Source organism: uncultured Chryseobacterium sp. (assembly GCF_913776365.1).
Taxonomy (GTDB): Bacteria; Bacteroidota; Bacteroidia; order Flavobacteriales; family Weeksellaceae; genus Chryseobacterium.
The window spans coordinates 1-16,537 of the sequence record NZ_CAJYMO010000064.1 but is presented as its reverse complement, the minus strand read 5'-3'; the positions used below and the strand labels follow the sequence as shown (position 1 = coordinate 16,537).

The following is a 16,537-nucleotide window of genomic DNA, read 5'->3' as shown; positions in this document are numbered from 1 at the left end:
GTAGACCCACAGGGATTCGAACCCCAGATGACTGAACCAAAATCAGTAGTGTTACCGCTACACCATGGGTCTCTGTTTCAATGCTGCGAAATTAGAAAATTTATTTGAAATATAAAAATGAAAATAGGCCCTTCCGGGCTGAAAATATTCCCGGATCTGCTTTATTTGCTGATAGTCAAAGCATTATTTTTTCAACAAAATGTCGTCCGGTAAACAGTTCGGGGAGACAGATCCGTAACCTGAGAAACTGAATGAGCCGGGATAGCGGGCTTAATCTCCCGCAGATGGCGGTGATTACGCAGATGTGTAAACAACACACAGCAAAGATCTGCCGGATCTGCTTAATTTACGGGCGTATATTTCAGCATACAACAGCGAACTTTTTTAAACACGTGAAATTATAATTCTGACACACATTCTCAATGTTTTAATAAAGGCCGCTAACAACGTAATTGCTGTTGAGTACCGGATTTTGTCTTATAAATACCTGTTCAGCAGATCTTTCGGGAATAAATAAAATAAAACCTTATCTTTGCAAAAAAATTGGGCTCCAAAAGTTGGAGAAACCCATTAATAACCCATCCTGAACATCGCTGAAGGATTATTAAACATTTTTATGTCGAATATTGTCGCAATCGTTGGGCGTCCCAACGTAGGAAAATCAACACTTTTTAACCGTCTGCTCGAAAGAAGGGAAGCCATCGTGGATTCCACGGCCGGGGTTACCAGGGACCGCCATTACGGAAAGTCCGACTGGACCGGCGTAGACTTTACCGTTATCGATACCGGAGGATACGATGTAGGAACCGATGATATCTTTGAAGAAGAGATCAGAAAGCAGGTGCAGCTGGCCGTAGATGAAGCCACATCCATTATTTTCATGATGAACGTGGAAGAAGGGCTTACCGATACCGACTATGAAATCTACCGACTGCTCAGAAGAGCGAATAAACCGGTGTATATTGTCATCAATAAAGTAGACTCTTCCAAAGAAGAGCTTGCGGCTACCGAATTCTATCAACTGGGAATCGATAAATACTATACCCTTTCTTCCGCTACAGGTTCCGGAACCGGAGACCTGCTGGACGATATCGTAAAGGATTTTCCCACGACCGAGTACAAAGACCCGTTTGAGGGGCTGCCTAAAATTACCATCGCCGGCCGTCCGAATGTAGGGAAATCCACTTTAACAAACGCTTTGCTGGATGTGGAAAGGAATATCGTAACGGATATCGCCGGGACGACCAGGGACAGCATCCAGACCCTGTACAATAAATTCGGGCATGAATTCGTACTGGTGGATACGGCCGGGATGCGAAGGAAATCCAAAGTTTCCGAGGATCTGGAATTCTATTCCGTGATGCGTTCCATCCGTTCCATTGAATTTTCAGATGTGGTGATCATCATGGTGGATGCTACCCAGGGCTGGGAATCACAGGATATGAACATCTTCGGTCTGGCCCAGAAAAACAGAAAAGGAATCGTTATCCTGGTGAACAAATGGGATCTTATTGAAGATAAGCAGACCAATACCATGCGTGATTTCGAAAAACACATCAAGGATAAGATCGGCCAGTTCAACGATATCCCGATCCTGTTTATTTCGGCACTGACCAAGCAAAGGATCCTGAAGGCGGTGGAAGTAGCCATGGAGGTGTACGAAGACCGTAAAAAGAAAATCAAGACCTCGAAACTGAATGAGGTGATGCTGCCTATTTTCGAGGGGACACCGCCGCCGGCAAATAAAGGGAAATACATCAAAATCAAATACTGCGTACAGCTTCCTACGCCGTCCCCGCAGTTTGTCTTTTTCTGCAACCTGCCGCAATACGTAAAAGAGCCGTATAAAAGGTTTACCGAAAACCAGCTGAGAAAAGAGTTCGGGTTTACCGGGGTTCCGATCGAAGTGTACTTCAGACAAAAATAAAACATTATCCCTTTCAGGTTTTCTGAGAGGGATTTTATTCTTACCCAACACGACAGAAAATATAAATTTAGATAAAGCTTTCAGAATCATGAATACCGTTGTATTATCAGACCAGTTTTCATTGGTGAATTCCTGGATCAACGAACTCCGCAACGTTGAAGTACAGCACGACCGGATGCGTTTCCGGAGAAATATGGAAAGGATCGGTGAAATTGCTGCTTTTGAAATCAGCAAAAGCCTGGAACAGAAGGAAATTGAAATACAGACCCCGCTTGACACGATCAGGGTAAAGGAAATTGCCGTACAGCCTGTCATCACCACCATCCTTCGTGCCGGGGTTCCGCTGTTTGAAGGGATCCTGAATTATCTCGACAAAGCAGACTGCGGATTTGTAGCTGCTTACCGGAAGCATGATGCCAATGACTATTTTTCCATCAAGCAGGATTATCTTACCTGTCCAGACATTGAAGGCCGGCCGTTGATCGTGGCTGATCCGATGCTGGCAACCGGTGCCTCCCTGATCGAAGCAATCAAGGATCTGTTAACCAACGGAAAACCTTCACAGCTGCATATTGTAGCAGCTATTGCTTCCCGGCAAGGGGTGGAAACGATTGCAGCGGCCTACCCCGGTGCCAGAATCTGGGTAGGAACCATCGATGAAAACCTGACCTCCAAAGGCTACATCAGTCCGGGACTGGGCGATGCCGGTGACCTGAGCTACGGGGAAAAACTTCAGCGGTAACCCGGAACTGACGATTCATGCTCTTTAAATGTTGAATTTCGAAGCCCGGCTCTGAACGTTGAATCCGGAATTTTAAATCCGGAATCTGTACCTCCTATACATCCACTGCCATCACAAGGATGCTGATCCTGTTGTCCCCGGTTTTGAGGATTTCCCCGGCAATGGAAGCCAGGGTATTTCCGGTGGTAAATACATCGTCAATCAGCAGGATGTGTTTTCCTGAGATATTTGCGGTCACAGAGAACGGATTCCGTGACTGCAGGCGGTGCTGTTTGTCTTTCAGGGCCTGGGCTTTGGAGTAATGGTTCCTGCGGAGCAGCTGATGATCGTACGGAATTCCGTAAAATGCAGAAAGGCATTCGGTGAAGAGATGCAGCTGGTTGTAGCCTCTTTCTTTTGTTTTTTTGGGATGAAGCGGGACACTAACCATCAGGTCCGGTTTCTTGTCCTTGAAATCCAGTTGCGCGGTTGTCCACTCTGCAAGGATCCTTCCGGTTTTCTCCCGGCCTTTGTATTTGAGCTCATGGATGATTTTGCGGCTCAGGTTTTCCTGTTCAAACTGCATCAGGGCAAAGGTGTCTTCGGCAGGAAACAGCAAACGGCATCTCTGCCGGAGGAGGTCATTTCCCGCCAGGCCGGAATGGGCAAAGTGAATCTTACCGAAACACAGGTTGCAGACCAAAAGATCGTTTTCTATAATCCTGCTGCAGGAAAGACAGCGGTTGGGAAATAAGATGTCCAGTATCATCTGTGTGTATTTACCGCTAAAGTTATCAATTTTCGTAATACCGGGGGCGGAAAATATTTTCGCAGGTTATATTTTTACTTTTGGCTTACGGCGTTGCGGCAGAGATCTGGGCAGCACGTGATTTTTTAAAATTTCTCAAAATATACTTTTTATTTTCAGACCGGCTGACCTTACAGTAAGGTATATCATCAGACTGTACAGAATCGATCTCATCAGCTATCCATATTTCCGGGAGAGTGACGCCAATGAGCGGTTACGGGCGGCGTTGCTTATTAAGCAGGAATGCTTTTAAATCTTTATCTTTGATTATGGGATTGATTTATGAAAAATACATAACGGTAACGGAATGTCACATTGACGGCAATAGCCACGTCAATAATGTGCAGTATGTGCACTGGGTGGAAGAAATTGCCGGCGAACACTGGGAGGCGGTAAGAAGGGAAACCCGGTACCCTGAGGACATCTGGATGCTTCTTGACCATCACATCCGCTATAAGAAGCAGGTGTACCTGGGCGATCAGCTGATGGTAAGGACATATCCTAAAGCCCCGGACGGCATCCGGCAGCCCAGAAGAGTGGAATTCTACTGCAATGACCAGCTGGTGGTAGACTCAGATACGCTTTGGGTACTGGTAGATAAAGAGACCCATAAAATTAAACGGCTGGCAGGCGACTGGCTGGACAGCCTGTAATTATTCATTCAGTATACCGGCTATCATTTCCATTTTGGATGCATCGGCAACTCCCGTGATCTCCTGTATATTTCCTTTTTTATCAAGGATGAAATTCATCGGGTTCCGGAGTATGGAGAAATAGGTTTTCAATTGCTTTTCAGCATCTGTAATATGTCGGAAGGCAAAAAGGTGATTTTTCAGAAAAGCTGCCGCCTTTGCTTTAGGTTCATACGTGATCGCAATAAAATTTGCTTTGTTCCCTGCTCTTTCCTTCATTTGATTGAGGTAAGGAAGCTCTTTGATGCAGGGTGCGCAGGTAGTGGACCAGAAATTAATAAGCGTCTTCTTACCCAGCAGGGCGTCGGGGCTGAAATTGTTGCCGTCTTCGTCTTTATATTCTTCAATCGGGAAATGTTGCCCGATCCGGTACTCCAGATCCGGAAAGGTCTGGAAAGCCCGCTGCTGGGCAGGTAATGAAAGGCTGAAAAGGCAGCAGAAAAGAAGCGGTTTAAAGCAGGCTGTGAAATTCATGGTACAGGTATATTGATGCATAACGGTAAAAGCCGTATGTTTATTACTACGGTACCTGCCGTGATGAACTTGTAACCGGGCCGGGCCGGATGAAGGTTGGAAATAATGATGCGTTATATCAGGAAGTCTTCTCCGGGCTGATTTCAGAATGATCGGGATGTGTTGTAACCGGCTGTAATTTTAACATTTTGATAAGGAAACGAAAAATACGTACTCAAATCAAATTCCCTATCTTTGTAAGATGATACGTATTACAAAAATTTTTACATTCGAGACCGCTCATGTGCTGTACAATTACGATGGGAAATGTAAGAATATGCACGGACATTCCTATAAGCTGTATGTAACGGTAAAAGGAAAACCTGTTAATGATCTGGAAAATCCCAAGAACGGGATGGTGGTTGATTTTGGAGACATCAAAAGCATTGTAAAATCCGAGATTGTAGACGTTTGGGACCACGCAGTTCTGGTGAATGCCCTTTCTCCGCACCGGATGCTGGGCGAAGAGCTTGAACGGCAGGGCCATAAGGTGATCTACTGTACGTTTCAGCCGACCTGTGAAAATATGCTGTACGCCATTGCTTCAAAAATAAAGTCCAAGCTGCCGGAAGGGGTATCCCTGGCTTATCTTAAGCTGCACGAAACCGAAAATTCCTACGGCGAATGGTTTGCGGAAGATAATCACTAAACCGCTCAACGAAAACTGAAGAGGTGTTAAAGACGACCATCAATTTAGAGCCCGGAAAAAAAGTGTATTTCGCATCGGATCAGCATTTCGGTGCCCCGGATCCCAAAGCCAGCAAGGTGAGGGAAGAGCGTTTCATCCGTTGGATGGATGAAATCAAGCAGGATGCGCAGGTCCTTTTTCTGATGGGCGACCTTTTTGATTTCTGGCACGAATGGAAGCATGTCATCCCGAAAGGCTATGTGCGCGTGCTGGGGAAAATTGCAGAACTAAAAGACCGCGGTATCCACATTTACTTTTTTGTGGGTAACCATGACTTATGGATGAAAGACTATCTGGAAGAAGAAATCGGGTGCACGGTATTTTATCAAAAGCAGTATTTTGAAATCGGCGGAAAGCAGTTTCTGCTGGCGCACGGGGATGGCCTGGGACCCGGTGATAAAGGATATAAGAGAATGAAAAAAGTCTTTACCAATCCTGTGGCACAATGGTTCTTCCGGTGGCTCCACCCCGATGTGGCGATGAAGATCGCCCTGTACATGTCCCAGAAAAACAAAATGATTTCCGGGGATGAAGACAAAGAATTCCTGGGTGAAGATAAAGAGTTTCTCATCATCTATTCCAAAGAAAAGCTGAAGACCCGGAAAATAGATTATTTTATCTACGGGCACCGCCACCTCCCGATGATCCTGGATCTCGGGCACGGCGCAAAATACATCAACCTGGGCGACTGGATCTCCTACTTTACTTATGGTGTCTTTGAGAACGGGTTTGAACTGAAGAATTTTGGTGAAGGCACAAAAAAAATTACCCCTTAACGAGGTAATTCTCCGAACGGACCGGAGTCCGCTCTTGTTTTTAATCCATATTCCGGATACTTCATTACAAGAATCCGACCAAAACTTGTTTTTGCCGGCATAAAAGGTTCAGAAAGTATCCAGATCAGAATAACATATTGATAATTAGACGAAAAAATATAGATTGAATCGTGAAAAACAGATTCCTTATTCAGAATGAAAAAGATTTCCTGGAAGCTGCACTGGAAACTTTCAGGTATCAGTATGAACAGGTGGAGGTTTACCGGAAATTCACAGACTATCTGAACATCCTCCCCGAAAATGTGAAAAGCCTTACGGATATTCCTTTTTTGCCGATTGAGATGTTTAAAAACCATACGATCCTCGATAAAACGATGTCGGCAGACCTTTTTTTCCAGAGTTCCGGCACTACCCGGATGAATCTTTCCAAGCACTGGATTGCCGATGAAGGCATCTATCAGGAGAGTATCTGCAGGAGTTTTGAACGGTTCATAGGAAAGCCAGAAGATTTTATCTTCCTCGGGTTGCTGCCTAGTTATCTTGAACGTCAGCACTCCTCGCTGATTTATATGGTCGATTACCTGATGAAAAAATCAGGACATCCGGAAAACGGATATTTCCTGTACAACCATGCCGACCTCTTAGAACTGCTCCTTACCCTGAAGGGCAAAAAAGTCATCCTTTTCGGGGTTTCCTTTGCCCTGCTGGATTTTCTAGATTTCTGCAGTGCTGAGAAAAACGGCCGGTCCATGGATTTCTCCGGCCAGCTCACCGTAATAGAAACAGGAGGGATGAAAGGAAGGAAAGAAGAGATGACAAAGGACGAGCTCCTGAAAATCATACAGGACGGTTTTGGTACCGAACGGATTTATTCGGAATATTCCATGACGGAACTGCTCTCCCAGGCGTATTCCCTCGGAAACAATGAGTATGAATGCCCGGGCTGGATGAAAATCCTGATCAGGAATGCCGAAGACCCTTTCAGTTATGAAAAAGAGGGAAGGACCGGAGCCATCAACATCATCGATCTGGCCAATACCCATTCCTGTTCGTTTATTGCCACGCAGGACCTGGGAAAGGCCATTGCCGGAAACCGTTTCCAGGTGCTGGGAAGGATTGACCACTCAGATATCAGGGGCTGCAGCCTGCTGGTTTCATAATATAATAAAGTTTAGATTCAGACTTAAGGTTTATGAAGTTAAAAATTGAAGAACTCGTACATGCTTTTATCCATTCCCAGTGCAGTTTTGAAAAACAGGTGGTGCTCACCAACCATTTTCAGGCAGACTGGGAGGCAGATATCCTCATTATCGATGCCGAAGGTTTCAGCCATGAAATTGAAATCAAGCTCTCCAAAAGCGATTTCAAGAATGATTTTAAAAAATCATATACCAATGCGAATACCGGAGAGAAGTTCCTCAAGCACGATAAAATCTGTTGCGGGGACTATATCTGCAATGCCTTCAGCTTCCTGCTTCCGATGGGAATGGTGGAACATTCCATGATTCCTGAACATTGCGGGATTATTGAATTTTATCATAATGTGGATACCTGGGCAACGGAATTTTACGTTATCCGCCAGCCCAAGCGCGTTCATGAAGATTCTTACTGGAAACTGGTGGATAAAGATTATCTTATCCGCAGGATGGCAGTCAGCCTGCTTCAGAAAAAACTGGAAATCAAAGGGAAGCATGAAGAACTGATCTTCAGGAGCCCTTTCGAGATTAAAAAAACGAAGTAATAAAAGCATAAATTTTATCAGGCCTGCAGAAAGATAAAGCACGGGATATTCTTTATGGCGGTTGATTGTTATCAGATAAATCATTATTTTTATTGATATTTTAAACCGGCCTTCATGAAAAAGCTTTTATGTGTGACCCTTGTTTCCGCCATCCACGGGTATTGTTTTTCCCAGGCAGCTCAGAAGAGGCTTCCATGCTATGATCTGGACCAGGTGCTGAAAGTGGAGCCCACGGCGCTGTATAAGCCCCATCTTGATGCTTCAAAGGGGTTCAGGGTTAAACTTCTCCAGAATTCCGGGGCTGTAACAAAATACATCAACAACGGAAAATTCCACCAGATCCAGAAGTCCGGAAAAGGGTACCGGGTTCAGAAGCTGGATTACAGCCGGGCCTGGATGGTTTCCAAAGCAAAAGCAGTGCTGGAGAAAATGGGCGCACGGTTCAGCAGGGAGACCAAAGGCGGCACTTTCACCGTCTCTTCCATTACCCGCACCCTTGAAGACCAGTGCAGGCTGCGGAGAGTGAATGCCAATGCGGCTTCCGGAATCAGTTCACATAACTACGGCAATGCTTTCGACATCTCCTATGTCCGGTTCAACAATACCCTTAAACACAATCCCGGCATGGAAGCAGCCCTTGAAAAAGTGCTGAAGTACTATTACGACGCGGGAAAAATTTATTACATCAAAGAGAGGCAGCAAAGCTGTTTTCATATTACGGTTAGAAATTATTAATAAATATTCAATTATGCGTGATATGCTTGCACAGATAATTTAGTTTATATAATTTTAACCCATCAAAAAACCGTGAAATATGAATACACTTAACAGAGAAGAAAGCAATATCGCTATTGCAGAATGGGTAACTTGCTGTGGGAATTATACTATGATTAAAAGCCTGATTCCTACCAACCAAGTCTTTAGTTTCGATGCTGAGGAGATCGACTGGGTAATAAGGGCAAACAAGAACACTGAATTTTCTACACATATCGGTGTTTACAAGAGCCAGCTCATCGCGATCCTTCATCCGCTGGATGCTGACGGATATGAGATTGTAATGGATACCTATCCTTACAGTCCATTACAGGAATTAAAAGAGGATCTACGGCTGGTGGAAACAGAAAAATATACGATCGTAAAAAATGCGGTTCTTTCTAAAGAACTCAGGAAAATCGATGATAATTCTGATATGTTCTTACCGGTTTCCAATAAGCCGGTGTTGCCTCAGGATAAAGCGGTAACCGCTATAGAAGCATGGAGGGACGAAGCGATGGACTGGTTCTATAAAGAATGCGAAGAATCAAAAGGGAACGGGATTTTTAAAAAATTCTATACCCCGTCTCAGGACCTGAAGCATTCGGATAAACAGCTTTCGTATATTATCTGTTCGTTCGGGCTTAAGTTCTCAGATGTGTATCAGAGAATGTTGCCTACCCTGATTTTTATTTCTTTTTATAAAGATACTGCCAATACGGGAAGTCTGGAAAAGATCTCCAATACATATGACTGGTCGACTGTATGCCCGCCGCGATGCCAGTTGTAATTTTAATTTAATATATTGTGAATATTTACGAGGTAATAGTTTATTTTAATAACAGTTTACTTGTTACTTGTGCTTTAGCCGGAATGCTGAAGTACAAAGCTTTAAAAAATACGGAAAAATGGTATGTTTATTATATCATTTTTCTTTTTTTGATAGAAACTTTAATCAAAATTTCTATGTTTTTTTTCAGGGTAAAAGATCTGAATTTTCTTTTCCCTTATTATGTTTCCGGCGATTTCCTGATGCTGGGGATCCTGTTTATAAAAAAGCTGAAACTGCCCAGGTTCTGGTTCATTCCGGTAATTCTGCTGGCTTGCTTTTTCTTTATAAAGACTGATGGTATTCCTGATGAGGTAAAAAAGGTCATTTCCAATATTATCATCATCTGTTTTGCAGGATATGCCTTGCTGATGGAGATAAGGAATACAGATGTGGATGACCGGTTTGTACTGGTGGATAGCATGATTTTCCTGTATTACGGGTTATCCGTATTCCTTTTCTTTCTTCTGCGGCAGCTTGCTGAATTCAATGTGGAGGAGGCCGAGATGATCTGGAGCATCAATAATATCCTTTGCAGTTTTATGTATATATCAATTATTTATACCTTTGCACGATTAAAGAAATAACCTTAAATATCACCTTCTTTATTGCGTTGATTGCCGTTCTGGTGATCATCATGTCCTTCATATTGCTTGCTTACAGAAGTTTTATACAGCGCATTTTCAGAGAGCAGAAAATACGGCATGAAGCGGAAGTGGCCCATCAGAGGAAACTGGTGCTGGAAAACATCAAAGCGCAGGAATCTGAAAGAAAAAGGATTGCCGTGATGATCCATGATGATATCGGAAACCGGCTGAACATCCTTTCCCTCTGGCTGAACAATATGGATACGAAAGGGGATGAACTCATTAAGAAAAACATCACCACACAGATGTCCTCCCTGATCGATTCTGCCAGAAGCATCTCGCATTCCCTGTATCCTGTAAACCTGGAGACTGTAGGGCTTGTTCTCTATATCGAGGAGCTGATCGCCAACCTTTCGGGAAGAATCAATATCAGTCTTACCGTAAGCCCGAAATTCCAGAAGAAAAATATTTTTACCGAAGTCCAGCTTTACCGGATCATCCAGGAATTCACCACCAATGTCCTCAAGCATTCGGAAGCTTCCCTGATCCGGATCTATATCAAGGACAACACCACCAGCCTGGCCGTAGTAATCTCAGACAACGGGCAGGGCTTTGAATACGAAGCGGTAAAAAAGGGGATGGGAATCAAAAACATCGAAGCCCGGATAAAATCGCTGAATGCCGCACATAAATGGAAAAATACACCCGGTAACGGCAGCCTTTTAATTATCAAAATCCCATATACGCATGAACGCTAAAATCAGAATAGCCTTAATTGACGATGAACAGCTGATCCTGGAAGGGGTGAAAATGCTGCTGTCTTCCGAACAGGAAATTACCGTCAGTTCCACTTCCGTAAACGGACCCGATTTCCTGGAGACCCTGAAAAATACGCCGGCACAAGACTTTCCCGATATTGCATTGGTAGACGTGCAGATGCAGCCGATGAACGGGTTTGAGCTGGTGGAAATCCTGAAGGAAAAATATCCGGATCTTAAAATCATCATCCTTTCTTCCCATTATAAAACCACCGTGCTGGGGTATATGGTAAAGCTGGGCGTATCTGCGTTCCTGCCAAAAAATTCCAACAGAAAGGCTTTTATTGAAGCGATTACCATGGTACACAGGAACGGCATTTTCTTTACGCCGGAAGATCACCAGATGATCTTTTCCTATATGAACAGCCCGTCGAAAAAGAAAACGCTCTTCGATATGGATGACGAGCTTTCCGACCGGGAAAAAGATGTGGTAAAGCTGATCTGCCAGGAATATACCAATAATGAAATCGGGGAAAAACTGTTCATCAGCCCGCGGACAGTGGAAAGCCACCGCCAGAGGATTGTTGAGAAAATAGGAGCCAAGAATACGGTAGGTATTGTTATTTATGCCATTATCAACAATATCCATCCTTTAGAAAGAATATGATTCCGTAGAAATACGGAATTTTTTATTTGGTGCTTTCTACGCTACTGGTCCTGTATTTTTCGTTGTTACTTTGGCAGACTTATAAAACGACTCCTTTATTCGGGTAATACGGGAATTAAATAAACCACAAGGTGATATGGGAAACAATATTATTTCTGTCGGCATCTTTTTCGACGGAACCGGAAACAACGGGATCAATGCTACGGCTTCCCGTAAACCTCCGGCCAGCCATGAAAGTTATTACGGAAATACAACCAATATTTATAAATTGTTCAGGCTTTTTGAAGGGGATGAAAAGCTTTATGTTGAAGGAATAGGAACGGTAACGGGCTATGAAGACAATGATTTTTCCATGGCGACCTGCACGAATTCGCGGGGAACCTACGGATATTCTTCTGATGAGAAGCTGCAGAAAGCCTTTTCGTTTATGGAAGCGTTAACACATGATTCCGGAAAGCAGTATCATCTGTACGTATATGGTTTCAACAGGGGCGCCATGCTTGCCAGAAACTTTTGCTATGAGCTTCAGAAGCAGGGAGCGGTAGTGCAGGTGAAATTTCTGGGGCTTTTCGATACGGTGGAATCGGCAGCATTTAATGAGTATGCGGTATCGGTCTTACCGGCAACGGAAAACGTGCTTCACCTCTGCGCCGGTCATGAAACCCGGTATTTTTTCCCGTTAACGGGCATCTTTGAAGAATCGAAGGATATGCAGGATACAAAATATGAAGCAGGCGCTGCCGTATGGAAGGAGATTTTCGTACCCGGTGCGCATGCGGATGTCGGCGGAGGCTATCTTGAAGCATCCCAGTCCGTATACGTGTCTCCGAAGATGATAAATGATACGGAGCTCTGTGAGTATATAGCGAACATAACGGATGAAAAATACAGCTTATGGAGTCATCTTCTGGAGGATTGCATGATCGATTCGGGAGATGTTTTTTCCAAAGCCTATGTTGCAAGGGATTTGGTGTATGCAGACCTTTCCAAGGTGTACGGGCGGCTGATGCTGACGGAGTCCAACCGCGTAAATGCGGTATTCAGTACCCGTTTTGATGAATCTGATTTCCTGTTCAGTACTGAAAAGCATCCGTATCTGGAAATCCTGTATCATGAACTGGAAAATTATGCACAAGACCTTTTGCCGGCTTTACGACCGGTTTACGATTATGGAAAACTGGCAGGCTATACCCATCTTTCAGCCAATTTCGGGCTTTATTACCCGGAGCTGCTGCTTGATTCCAAGTCGGGAGCCCTGGCAGAACTGATCAACAACGGGCTCAATGTCCCCACCCGGACTGATGAAAGGGTCAGGAAGAGCCGGCTGAAACGGCAGTCGGAAATTCATCATATAGAAAATTCAAAAGTGGATTATGCCTACGGAACCAATATCCCCAATAACGATCACTGGAACCGTACCATCATCATAAAAGAGAAATTGTATAACAAATGTTAGTACTTTTTCAGTTTTAAATTTAGGTGTGGAGCTGCCCTGGTTAGGCAGCTCTTTTTTTGTGCCCGGTGGCAGGTTACGTAGAAATACCTTAGCCCGGAATTGGTTGTTTATACGGTAGGAATTACCGGGATACAGCCGTTACTTTGCTTACCTTTTAAATACAAGAAATAACAATTCTTGACTTTGTGTAGCTGTTCGTTCCGGACAGCTTTTTTATTTCGGCTGTATTTATTTCTTTTTCCGTACTTTTGCGCCTTGAAATATCAATATCTAATATTCATTTTAATCATACAATAACATGCTTTCTGTTCAGGGTTTAGGGTTACATCATTCAGGAAATTATCTGTTCCAAAACGTCAATTTCACCATTAAAAAAGATGATAAGATCGGGTTGGTCGGTAAAAACGGAGCCGGAAAATCCACTTTGCTGAAGATGCTTTCGGGTGAAATCACCTTCTATGAAGGGAATGTTGTTCCGGAAGGAAACATCACTATCGGGTTCCTGAAGCAGGATCTTGATTTCGTAAAAGGACGGACGGTGTGGGCAGAGACCATGCAGGCGTTCGAGCAAATCAATGCCTGGAAAGAGGAACTGGAAGAGGTAAACCACCAGATGACGGTGCGCACGGATTACGAAAGTGATTCCTATACCGAGCTTATCAATAAAATGACCGAGCTGAACGATCTGCTGATGAACCATGATGCCTATAACCTGGAGGGCGATATAGAAAAAGTATTGTTCGGACTGGGCTTCAAGGCGGATGATTTCCAGAAAATTACCGATGAGTTTTCCGGAGGATGGAGAATGAGGATTGAACTGGCCAAGCTGCTGCTTCAGAAGAATGACCTCATGCTTCTCGATGAGCCTACCAACCACCTTGATATGGAATCCATCATGTGGCTCGAAAACTTCCTGAAAGACTATCCGGGAGCCATCGTGCTGGTAAGCCACGACAAGCAGTTTATGACAGCGGTATGCAACCGTACATTTGACGTCAATAACAGGAAAGTGGACGATTATAAAGCCAATTATTCCAAATACCTCATCATGCGCGAAGACCGCCGTGAAAAGCTCGTCCAGGCCAAAAAGAACCAGGATGCGGAAATCAAGCAGATGGAGGACAACATCAATAAATTCCGTGCCAGTGCTACCAAAGCTTCTTTCGCGCAGTCCCTGATCAAGAAGCTGGATAAGATCGAAAGGATTGAGGTGGACAATGAAGATGTCTCCAAATTCAATATCCGTTTCGTACAGTCGGTAGTTCCGGGAAAAGTAATTTTTGAAGCGGAAAATTTAGGGAAGGCATACGGGGAAAAGCAGATTTTTGATGATGTGGATTTTATTGTGCAGAGAGGGGACCGGATTGCGCTGCTCGGGCAGAACGGCCAGGGAAAAACCACGCTGGCCAAAATCCTGGCAGGCGATATTAAAGACTATTCCGGAAACTGGAACCTGGGCCACAATGTCAATATCGGTTACTTTGCCCAGAACCAGGAAGAAGTACTGACGCCGAACAAGACCGTACAGGAAGAAGCGGAAGATGCTGCTACCGAGGAAACAAGGCCGAGGGTAAGAGACCTTTTAGGATCTTTCCTGTTTCAGGGAGAAGCGGTGAACAAAAAGACGAAGGTGCTTTCCGGAGGCGAAAGGAACCGTCTGGCGCTTTGCAAACTGCTGCTGCGTCCGTTCAACACCCTGATTATGGACGAACCTACCAACCACCTGGATATCCAGTCCAAGGAAATCATCAAACTGGCTCTGCAGAAGTTCGAAGGTACGCTGATCGTCATTTCGCACGACCGGGAGTTCCTGCAGGGACTGTGTGACAAGATCTATGAGTTCCGCGACGGAAAGATGAAAGAATTCCTGGGAGACATCAACGAATATCTTGAATTCCGCCAGAAAGAATCCATCCGTGAAATTTCCGCAGAAAAGGCGAAGCTTCACAGTGATACCCCTAAGGCTGAAGTAAAAAAGGTGGAAGATAAGCCGGCTGCAAACAGCGGACAGCCTTCAGCCATCATCAGCAAAGAGCAGAAGAATATCCAGAATAAAATCAAGAAGGTAGAAGAAAGGATTTCCGAGCTGGAAACGAAAGTAGAGGAATTCGAGGCTTCTTTCGCCAAAGACAATCCTTCTGACGAAACCCTGGAAAAATACAGCAAAACAAAAGAGGAACTGGAGCTGGCGCTGCAGGAATGGGAATATCTGGGTTCGCAGCTGGATTAAGCATTACAGTAGGACAGTTAAGGAGAAAGATATTACCGGTAAATCGGAATTGAATTTTTCCCAAAGATCAGTAGATTGATTTTTATAATAAGCGGCATCCTTTCTTTTGCTGTTATAAAATGATATGACTGGCTTGGAAAGGGTGTTGTTATACTCACCAATACGTTCTATTATTCTGATTCCTACCAATATTCCATTTTTTGGAAACGGGATTTTATATCTTCCAAGATCTATTATATTTTCTCCTTTTTTTAAATCTGTTAAAGGGATAAAAACGGGTTTTGTATTTATAGGGACTTTAGATACCGATTGATCAGTAAGCTCATAAAAATCAAGTTTTATATACGATTTATTGTTGCTGATATTCTTTAGTGGAATGGTAATACTCTTTAGCAAACCCTCTTTATTAAACTTATTCTGGATCTTATATCCCAGATCAATACCAAAAGGAAGGCTGCTGCTGCTGTTTTTTTTATAATCATCAGAAATGGTCTGTACTTTTTTAGGAAGCAGGCTGATGTTTTCAATTTCTCTGTAAACGGGTTCCAACAATATATTTTTATCCGTTTCATCGTTTTCTATGCTGATCTTCTTTTCCAGGTAACCTATTCTCTTTACAGTAACGTCGGTTAATCTGCCGGTATTCTTACTGAAATGGAAAACGCCGGAAGAATCTGCATAATACGTATTCCTTTTGATGATAATTTCACTGAATCCCAGCTTTTCTCCGGATGACTGATCCTGAATGATCAGGGTCTGCGAATAGTAAGCGGCAACGGGAAAGAAGTAAAAGAGTGCCACAAGGCACTCCTTCAAAATTATTGAATTTTTCATAAATCAGGGTTGGGAACTGTCGCAATTCTGAAAAGTTGTTGAAGATGAAATGGCTATTCCGAAGATATAAAAAGTTTCAGTAACAGCCTGTATGCCATGTCCTGAATTTCCTATACTCTGACAGGCGCCTGTAATAATCTGTGTCCCAAAAAATTTTCTGCCTGCTGAGGTGTCATCCTGATCAGCTTTAAAAGACGTAAGGGATAAAACCAATCCCAAAATGAAAGTGGTCTTAAGTACATTTTTTCTCATGATGTATTATTTTTTTTATTCCTACTTCCAGGTATTTTTAAGTCGCTGTTTCGGCTGTTCCGACTATTGAGTTTCATTGATCAATATTTCAATGCAGCTAAACTATCAAATAGTAATGAGAACCCAAGCTCATTTATTTACCAATATCATACAATTTTTTACCTAAGGAAAAAAAAGTTATTTTTGTAAAAAAAACAATGATGAATATAGGTTTGAAAATCAAAAGACTCAGAGAAATTCAGGGAAGATCACAAAAGGATATTGCAGATTTGCTAAATGTTGACAGAAGGACCTATGCAAAATGG

General features: G+C 43.5%; 19 protein-coding genes and 1 tRNA gene. 15 read left to right on the top strand and 5 right to left on the bottom strand.

All coding sequences use genetic code 11. From position 1 onward, the window contains the following. Nucleotide 1 precedes the first annotated feature (1 nt). Nucleotides 2-72, bottom strand: a tRNA-Gln gene (locus tag QZ735_RS03315). A 544-nt stretch (nucleotides 73-616) separates the two neighbouring features. Between QZ735_RS03315 and der the strand changes: the two genes are divergently transcribed. Both der and upp read left to right on the top strand, forming a co-directional pair. After that, the gene (gene der / locus QZ735_RS03310) at nucleotides 617-1,927 is read left to right on the top strand and encodes a ribosome biogenesis GTPase Der (RefSeq protein ID WP_294244148.1); all 1,311 of its coding nucleotides are present in this window, start codon (nucleotides 617-619) and stop codon (nucleotides 1,925-1,927) included. 88 nt (nucleotides 1,928-2,015) lie between these two features. Continuing rightward, on the top strand, nucleotides 2,016-2,669 hold the full coding sequence (upp, locus tag QZ735_RS03305) for a uracil phosphoribosyltransferase (RefSeq protein WP_294244146.1): 654 nt from the start codon (nucleotides 2,016-2,018) through the stop codon (nucleotides 2,667-2,669). A 94-nt stretch (nucleotides 2,670-2,763) separates the two neighbouring features. On the opposite strand, the gene QZ735_RS03300 is transcribed toward upp, so the two are convergent. After that, the gene (locus tag QZ735_RS03300) at nucleotides 2,764-3,417 is read right to left on the bottom strand and encodes a ComF family protein (protein ID WP_294244144.1); all 654 of its coding nucleotides are present in this window, start codon (nucleotides 3,415-3,417) and stop codon (nucleotides 2,764-2,766) included. A 308-nt stretch (nucleotides 3,418-3,725) separates the two neighbouring features. Between QZ735_RS03300 and QZ735_RS03295 the strand changes: the two genes are divergently transcribed. Continuing rightward, nucleotides 3,726-4,109: an acyl-ACP thioesterase domain-containing protein gene (locus QZ735_RS03295; protein WP_294244141.1), complete on the top strand. Its 384-nt coding sequence runs from the start codon at nucleotides 3,726-3,728 to the stop codon at nucleotides 4,107-4,109. On the opposite strand, the gene QZ735_RS03290 is transcribed toward QZ735_RS03295, so the two are convergent. Next, nucleotides 4,110-4,622, bottom strand: a complete 513-nt coding sequence (locus QZ735_RS03290; RefSeq protein ID WP_294244138.1) for a TlpA disulfide reductase family protein — start codon at nucleotides 4,620-4,622, stop codon at nucleotides 4,110-4,112. It lies immediately after the preceding gene. A 241-nt stretch (nucleotides 4,623-4,863) separates the two neighbouring features. On the opposite strand from QZ735_RS03290, the gene queD reads away from it, so the two are divergent. From queD to QZ735_RS03235, 11 genes are all read left to right on the top strand, one after another. Continuing rightward, nucleotides 4,864-5,310 (top strand): 6-carboxytetrahydropterin synthase QueD, encoded by a 447-nt coding sequence (gene queD / locus QZ735_RS03285; protein WP_294244136.1) that lies wholly within the window; start codon nucleotides 4,864-4,866, stop codon nucleotides 5,308-5,310. 23 nt (nucleotides 5,311-5,333) lie between these two features. Beyond that, nucleotides 5,334-6,125: a UDP-2,3-diacylglucosamine diphosphatase gene (locus QZ735_RS03280; protein ID WP_294244134.1), complete on the top strand. Its 792-nt coding sequence runs from the start codon at nucleotides 5,334-5,336 to the stop codon at nucleotides 6,123-6,125. A 167-nt stretch (nucleotides 6,126-6,292) separates the two neighbouring features. Further along, nucleotides 6,293-7,285 (top strand): acyl transferase, encoded by a 993-nt coding sequence (locus tag QZ735_RS03275; protein ID WP_294244150.1) that lies wholly within the window; start codon nucleotides 6,293-6,295, stop codon nucleotides 7,283-7,285. 32 nt (nucleotides 7,286-7,317) lie between these two features. Continuing rightward, entirely contained in the window at nucleotides 7,318-7,866 is a 549-nt protein-coding gene (locus QZ735_RS03270) for a hypothetical protein (protein WP_294244131.1), read from the top strand. A 114-nt stretch (nucleotides 7,867-7,980) separates the two neighbouring features. Continuing rightward, nucleotides 7,981-8,601, top strand: coding sequence for a DUF5715 family protein (locus QZ735_RS03265; protein WP_294244128.1), 621 nt, complete (start codon nucleotides 7,981-7,983; stop codon nucleotides 8,599-8,601). A 79-nt stretch (nucleotides 8,602-8,680) separates the two neighbouring features. After that, complete coding sequence (locus QZ735_RS03260) at nucleotides 8,681-9,409, top strand: hypothetical protein (RefSeq protein ID WP_294244126.1); 729 nt, start codon at nucleotides 8,681-8,683, stop codon at nucleotides 9,407-9,409. Between the two features lie 176 nt (nucleotides 9,410-9,585). Beyond that, nucleotides 9,586-10,035: a hypothetical protein gene (locus QZ735_RS03255; protein WP_294244123.1), complete on the top strand. Its 450-nt coding sequence runs from the start codon at nucleotides 9,586-9,588 to the stop codon at nucleotides 10,033-10,035. A gap of 50 nt (nucleotides 10,036-10,085) precedes the next feature. Continuing rightward, a complete protein-coding gene (locus QZ735_RS03250) occupies nucleotides 10,086-10,793 on the top strand; it encodes an ATP-binding protein (RefSeq protein ID WP_294244120.1) in 708 nt (235 codons plus the stop codon). After that, a complete protein-coding gene (locus QZ735_RS03245) occupies nucleotides 10,783-11,460 on the top strand; it encodes a response regulator transcription factor (RefSeq protein ID WP_294244115.1) in 678 nt (225 codons plus the stop codon). The genes QZ735_RS03250 and QZ735_RS03245 overlap by 11 nt, the downstream gene beginning before the upstream one ends. Nucleotides 11,461-11,596: 136 nt before the next feature. Further along, the gene (locus QZ735_RS03240; RefSeq protein ID WP_294244113.1) at nucleotides 11,597-12,916 is read left to right on the top strand and encodes a DUF2235 domain-containing protein; all 1,320 of its coding nucleotides are present in this window, start codon (nucleotides 11,597-11,599) and stop codon (nucleotides 12,914-12,916) included. A 298-nt stretch (nucleotides 12,917-13,214) separates the two neighbouring features. Beyond that, the gene (locus QZ735_RS03235; RefSeq protein WP_294244110.1) at nucleotides 13,215-15,146 is read left to right on the top strand and encodes an ABC-F family ATP-binding cassette domain-containing protein; all 1,932 of its coding nucleotides are present in this window, start codon (nucleotides 13,215-13,217) and stop codon (nucleotides 15,144-15,146) included. Nucleotides 15,147-15,149: 3 nt separating this feature from the next. Here the strand turns inward: QZ735_RS03235 and QZ735_RS03230 are convergent, their stop codons facing one another. Together QZ735_RS03230 and QZ735_RS03225 are read right to left on the bottom strand one after the other, a co-directional pair. After that, entirely contained in the window at nucleotides 15,150-15,695 is a 546-nt protein-coding gene (locus QZ735_RS03230; protein ID WP_294244108.1) for a hypothetical protein, read from the bottom strand. Nucleotides 15,696-15,983: 288 nt separating this feature from the next. Continuing rightward, entirely contained in the window at nucleotides 15,984-16,232 is a 249-nt protein-coding gene (locus QZ735_RS03225) for a hypothetical protein (protein WP_294244105.1), read from the bottom strand. 197 nt (nucleotides 16,233-16,429) lie between these two features. Here QZ735_RS03225 and QZ735_RS19490 point away from each other — a divergent pair. After that, nucleotides 16,430-16,537 (top strand): helix-turn-helix domain-containing protein (locus QZ735_RS19490; protein WP_367117826.1); only part of this gene is annotated, 108 nt, incomplete at its 3' end.

Coding starts and splice junctions, on each gene's coding strand:
- QZ735_RS03250 (WP_294244120.1), top strand. CDS start 10,086: ATGTCCTTCATATTGCTTGCTTACAGAAGTTTTATACAGCGCATTTTC.
- QZ735_RS03295 (WP_294244141.1), top strand. CDS start 3,726: ATGGGATTGATTTATGAAAAATACATAACGGTAACGGAATGTCACATT.
- QZ735_RS03265 (WP_294244128.1), top strand. CDS start 7,981: ATGAAAAAGCTTTTATGTGTGACCCTTGTTTCCGCCATCCACGGGTAT.
- QZ735_RS03260 (WP_294244126.1), top strand. CDS start 8,681: ATGAATACACTTAACAGAGAAGAAAGCAATATCGCTATTGCAGAATGG.
- der (WP_294244148.1), top strand. CDS start 617: ATGTCGAATATTGTCGCAATCGTTGGGCGTCCCAACGTAGGAAAATCA.
- QZ735_RS03255 (WP_294244123.1), top strand. CDS start 9,586: ATGTTTTTTTTCAGGGTAAAAGATCTGAATTTTCTTTTCCCTTATTAT.
- QZ735_RS03225 (WP_294244105.1), bottom strand. CDS start 16,232: ATGAGAAAAAATGTACTTAAGACCACTTTCATTTTGGGATTGGTTTTA.
- QZ735_RS03245 (WP_294244115.1), top strand. CDS start 10,783: ATGAACGCTAAAATCAGAATAGCCTTAATTGACGATGAACAGCTGATC.
- QZ735_RS03270 (WP_294244131.1), top strand. CDS start 7,318: ATGAAGTTAAAAATTGAAGAACTCGTACATGCTTTTATCCATTCCCAG.
- QZ735_RS03240 (WP_294244113.1), top strand. CDS start 11,597: ATGGGAAACAATATTATTTCTGTCGGCATCTTTTTCGACGGAACCGGA.
- QZ735_RS03290 (WP_294244138.1), bottom strand. CDS start 4,622: ATGAATTTCACAGCCTGCTTTAAACCGCTTCTTTTCTGCTGCCTTTTC.
- upp (WP_294244146.1), top strand. CDS start 2,016: ATGAATACCGTTGTATTATCAGACCAGTTTTCATTGGTGAATTCCTGG.
- queD (WP_294244136.1), top strand. CDS start 4,864: ATGATACGTATTACAAAAATTTTTACATTCGAGACCGCTCATGTGCTG.
- QZ735_RS03235 (WP_294244110.1), top strand. CDS start 13,215: ATGCTTTCTGTTCAGGGTTTAGGGTTACATCATTCAGGAAATTATCTG.
- QZ735_RS03300 (WP_294244144.1), bottom strand. CDS start 3,417: ATGATACTGGACATCTTATTTCCCAACCGCTGTCTTTCCTGCAGCAGG.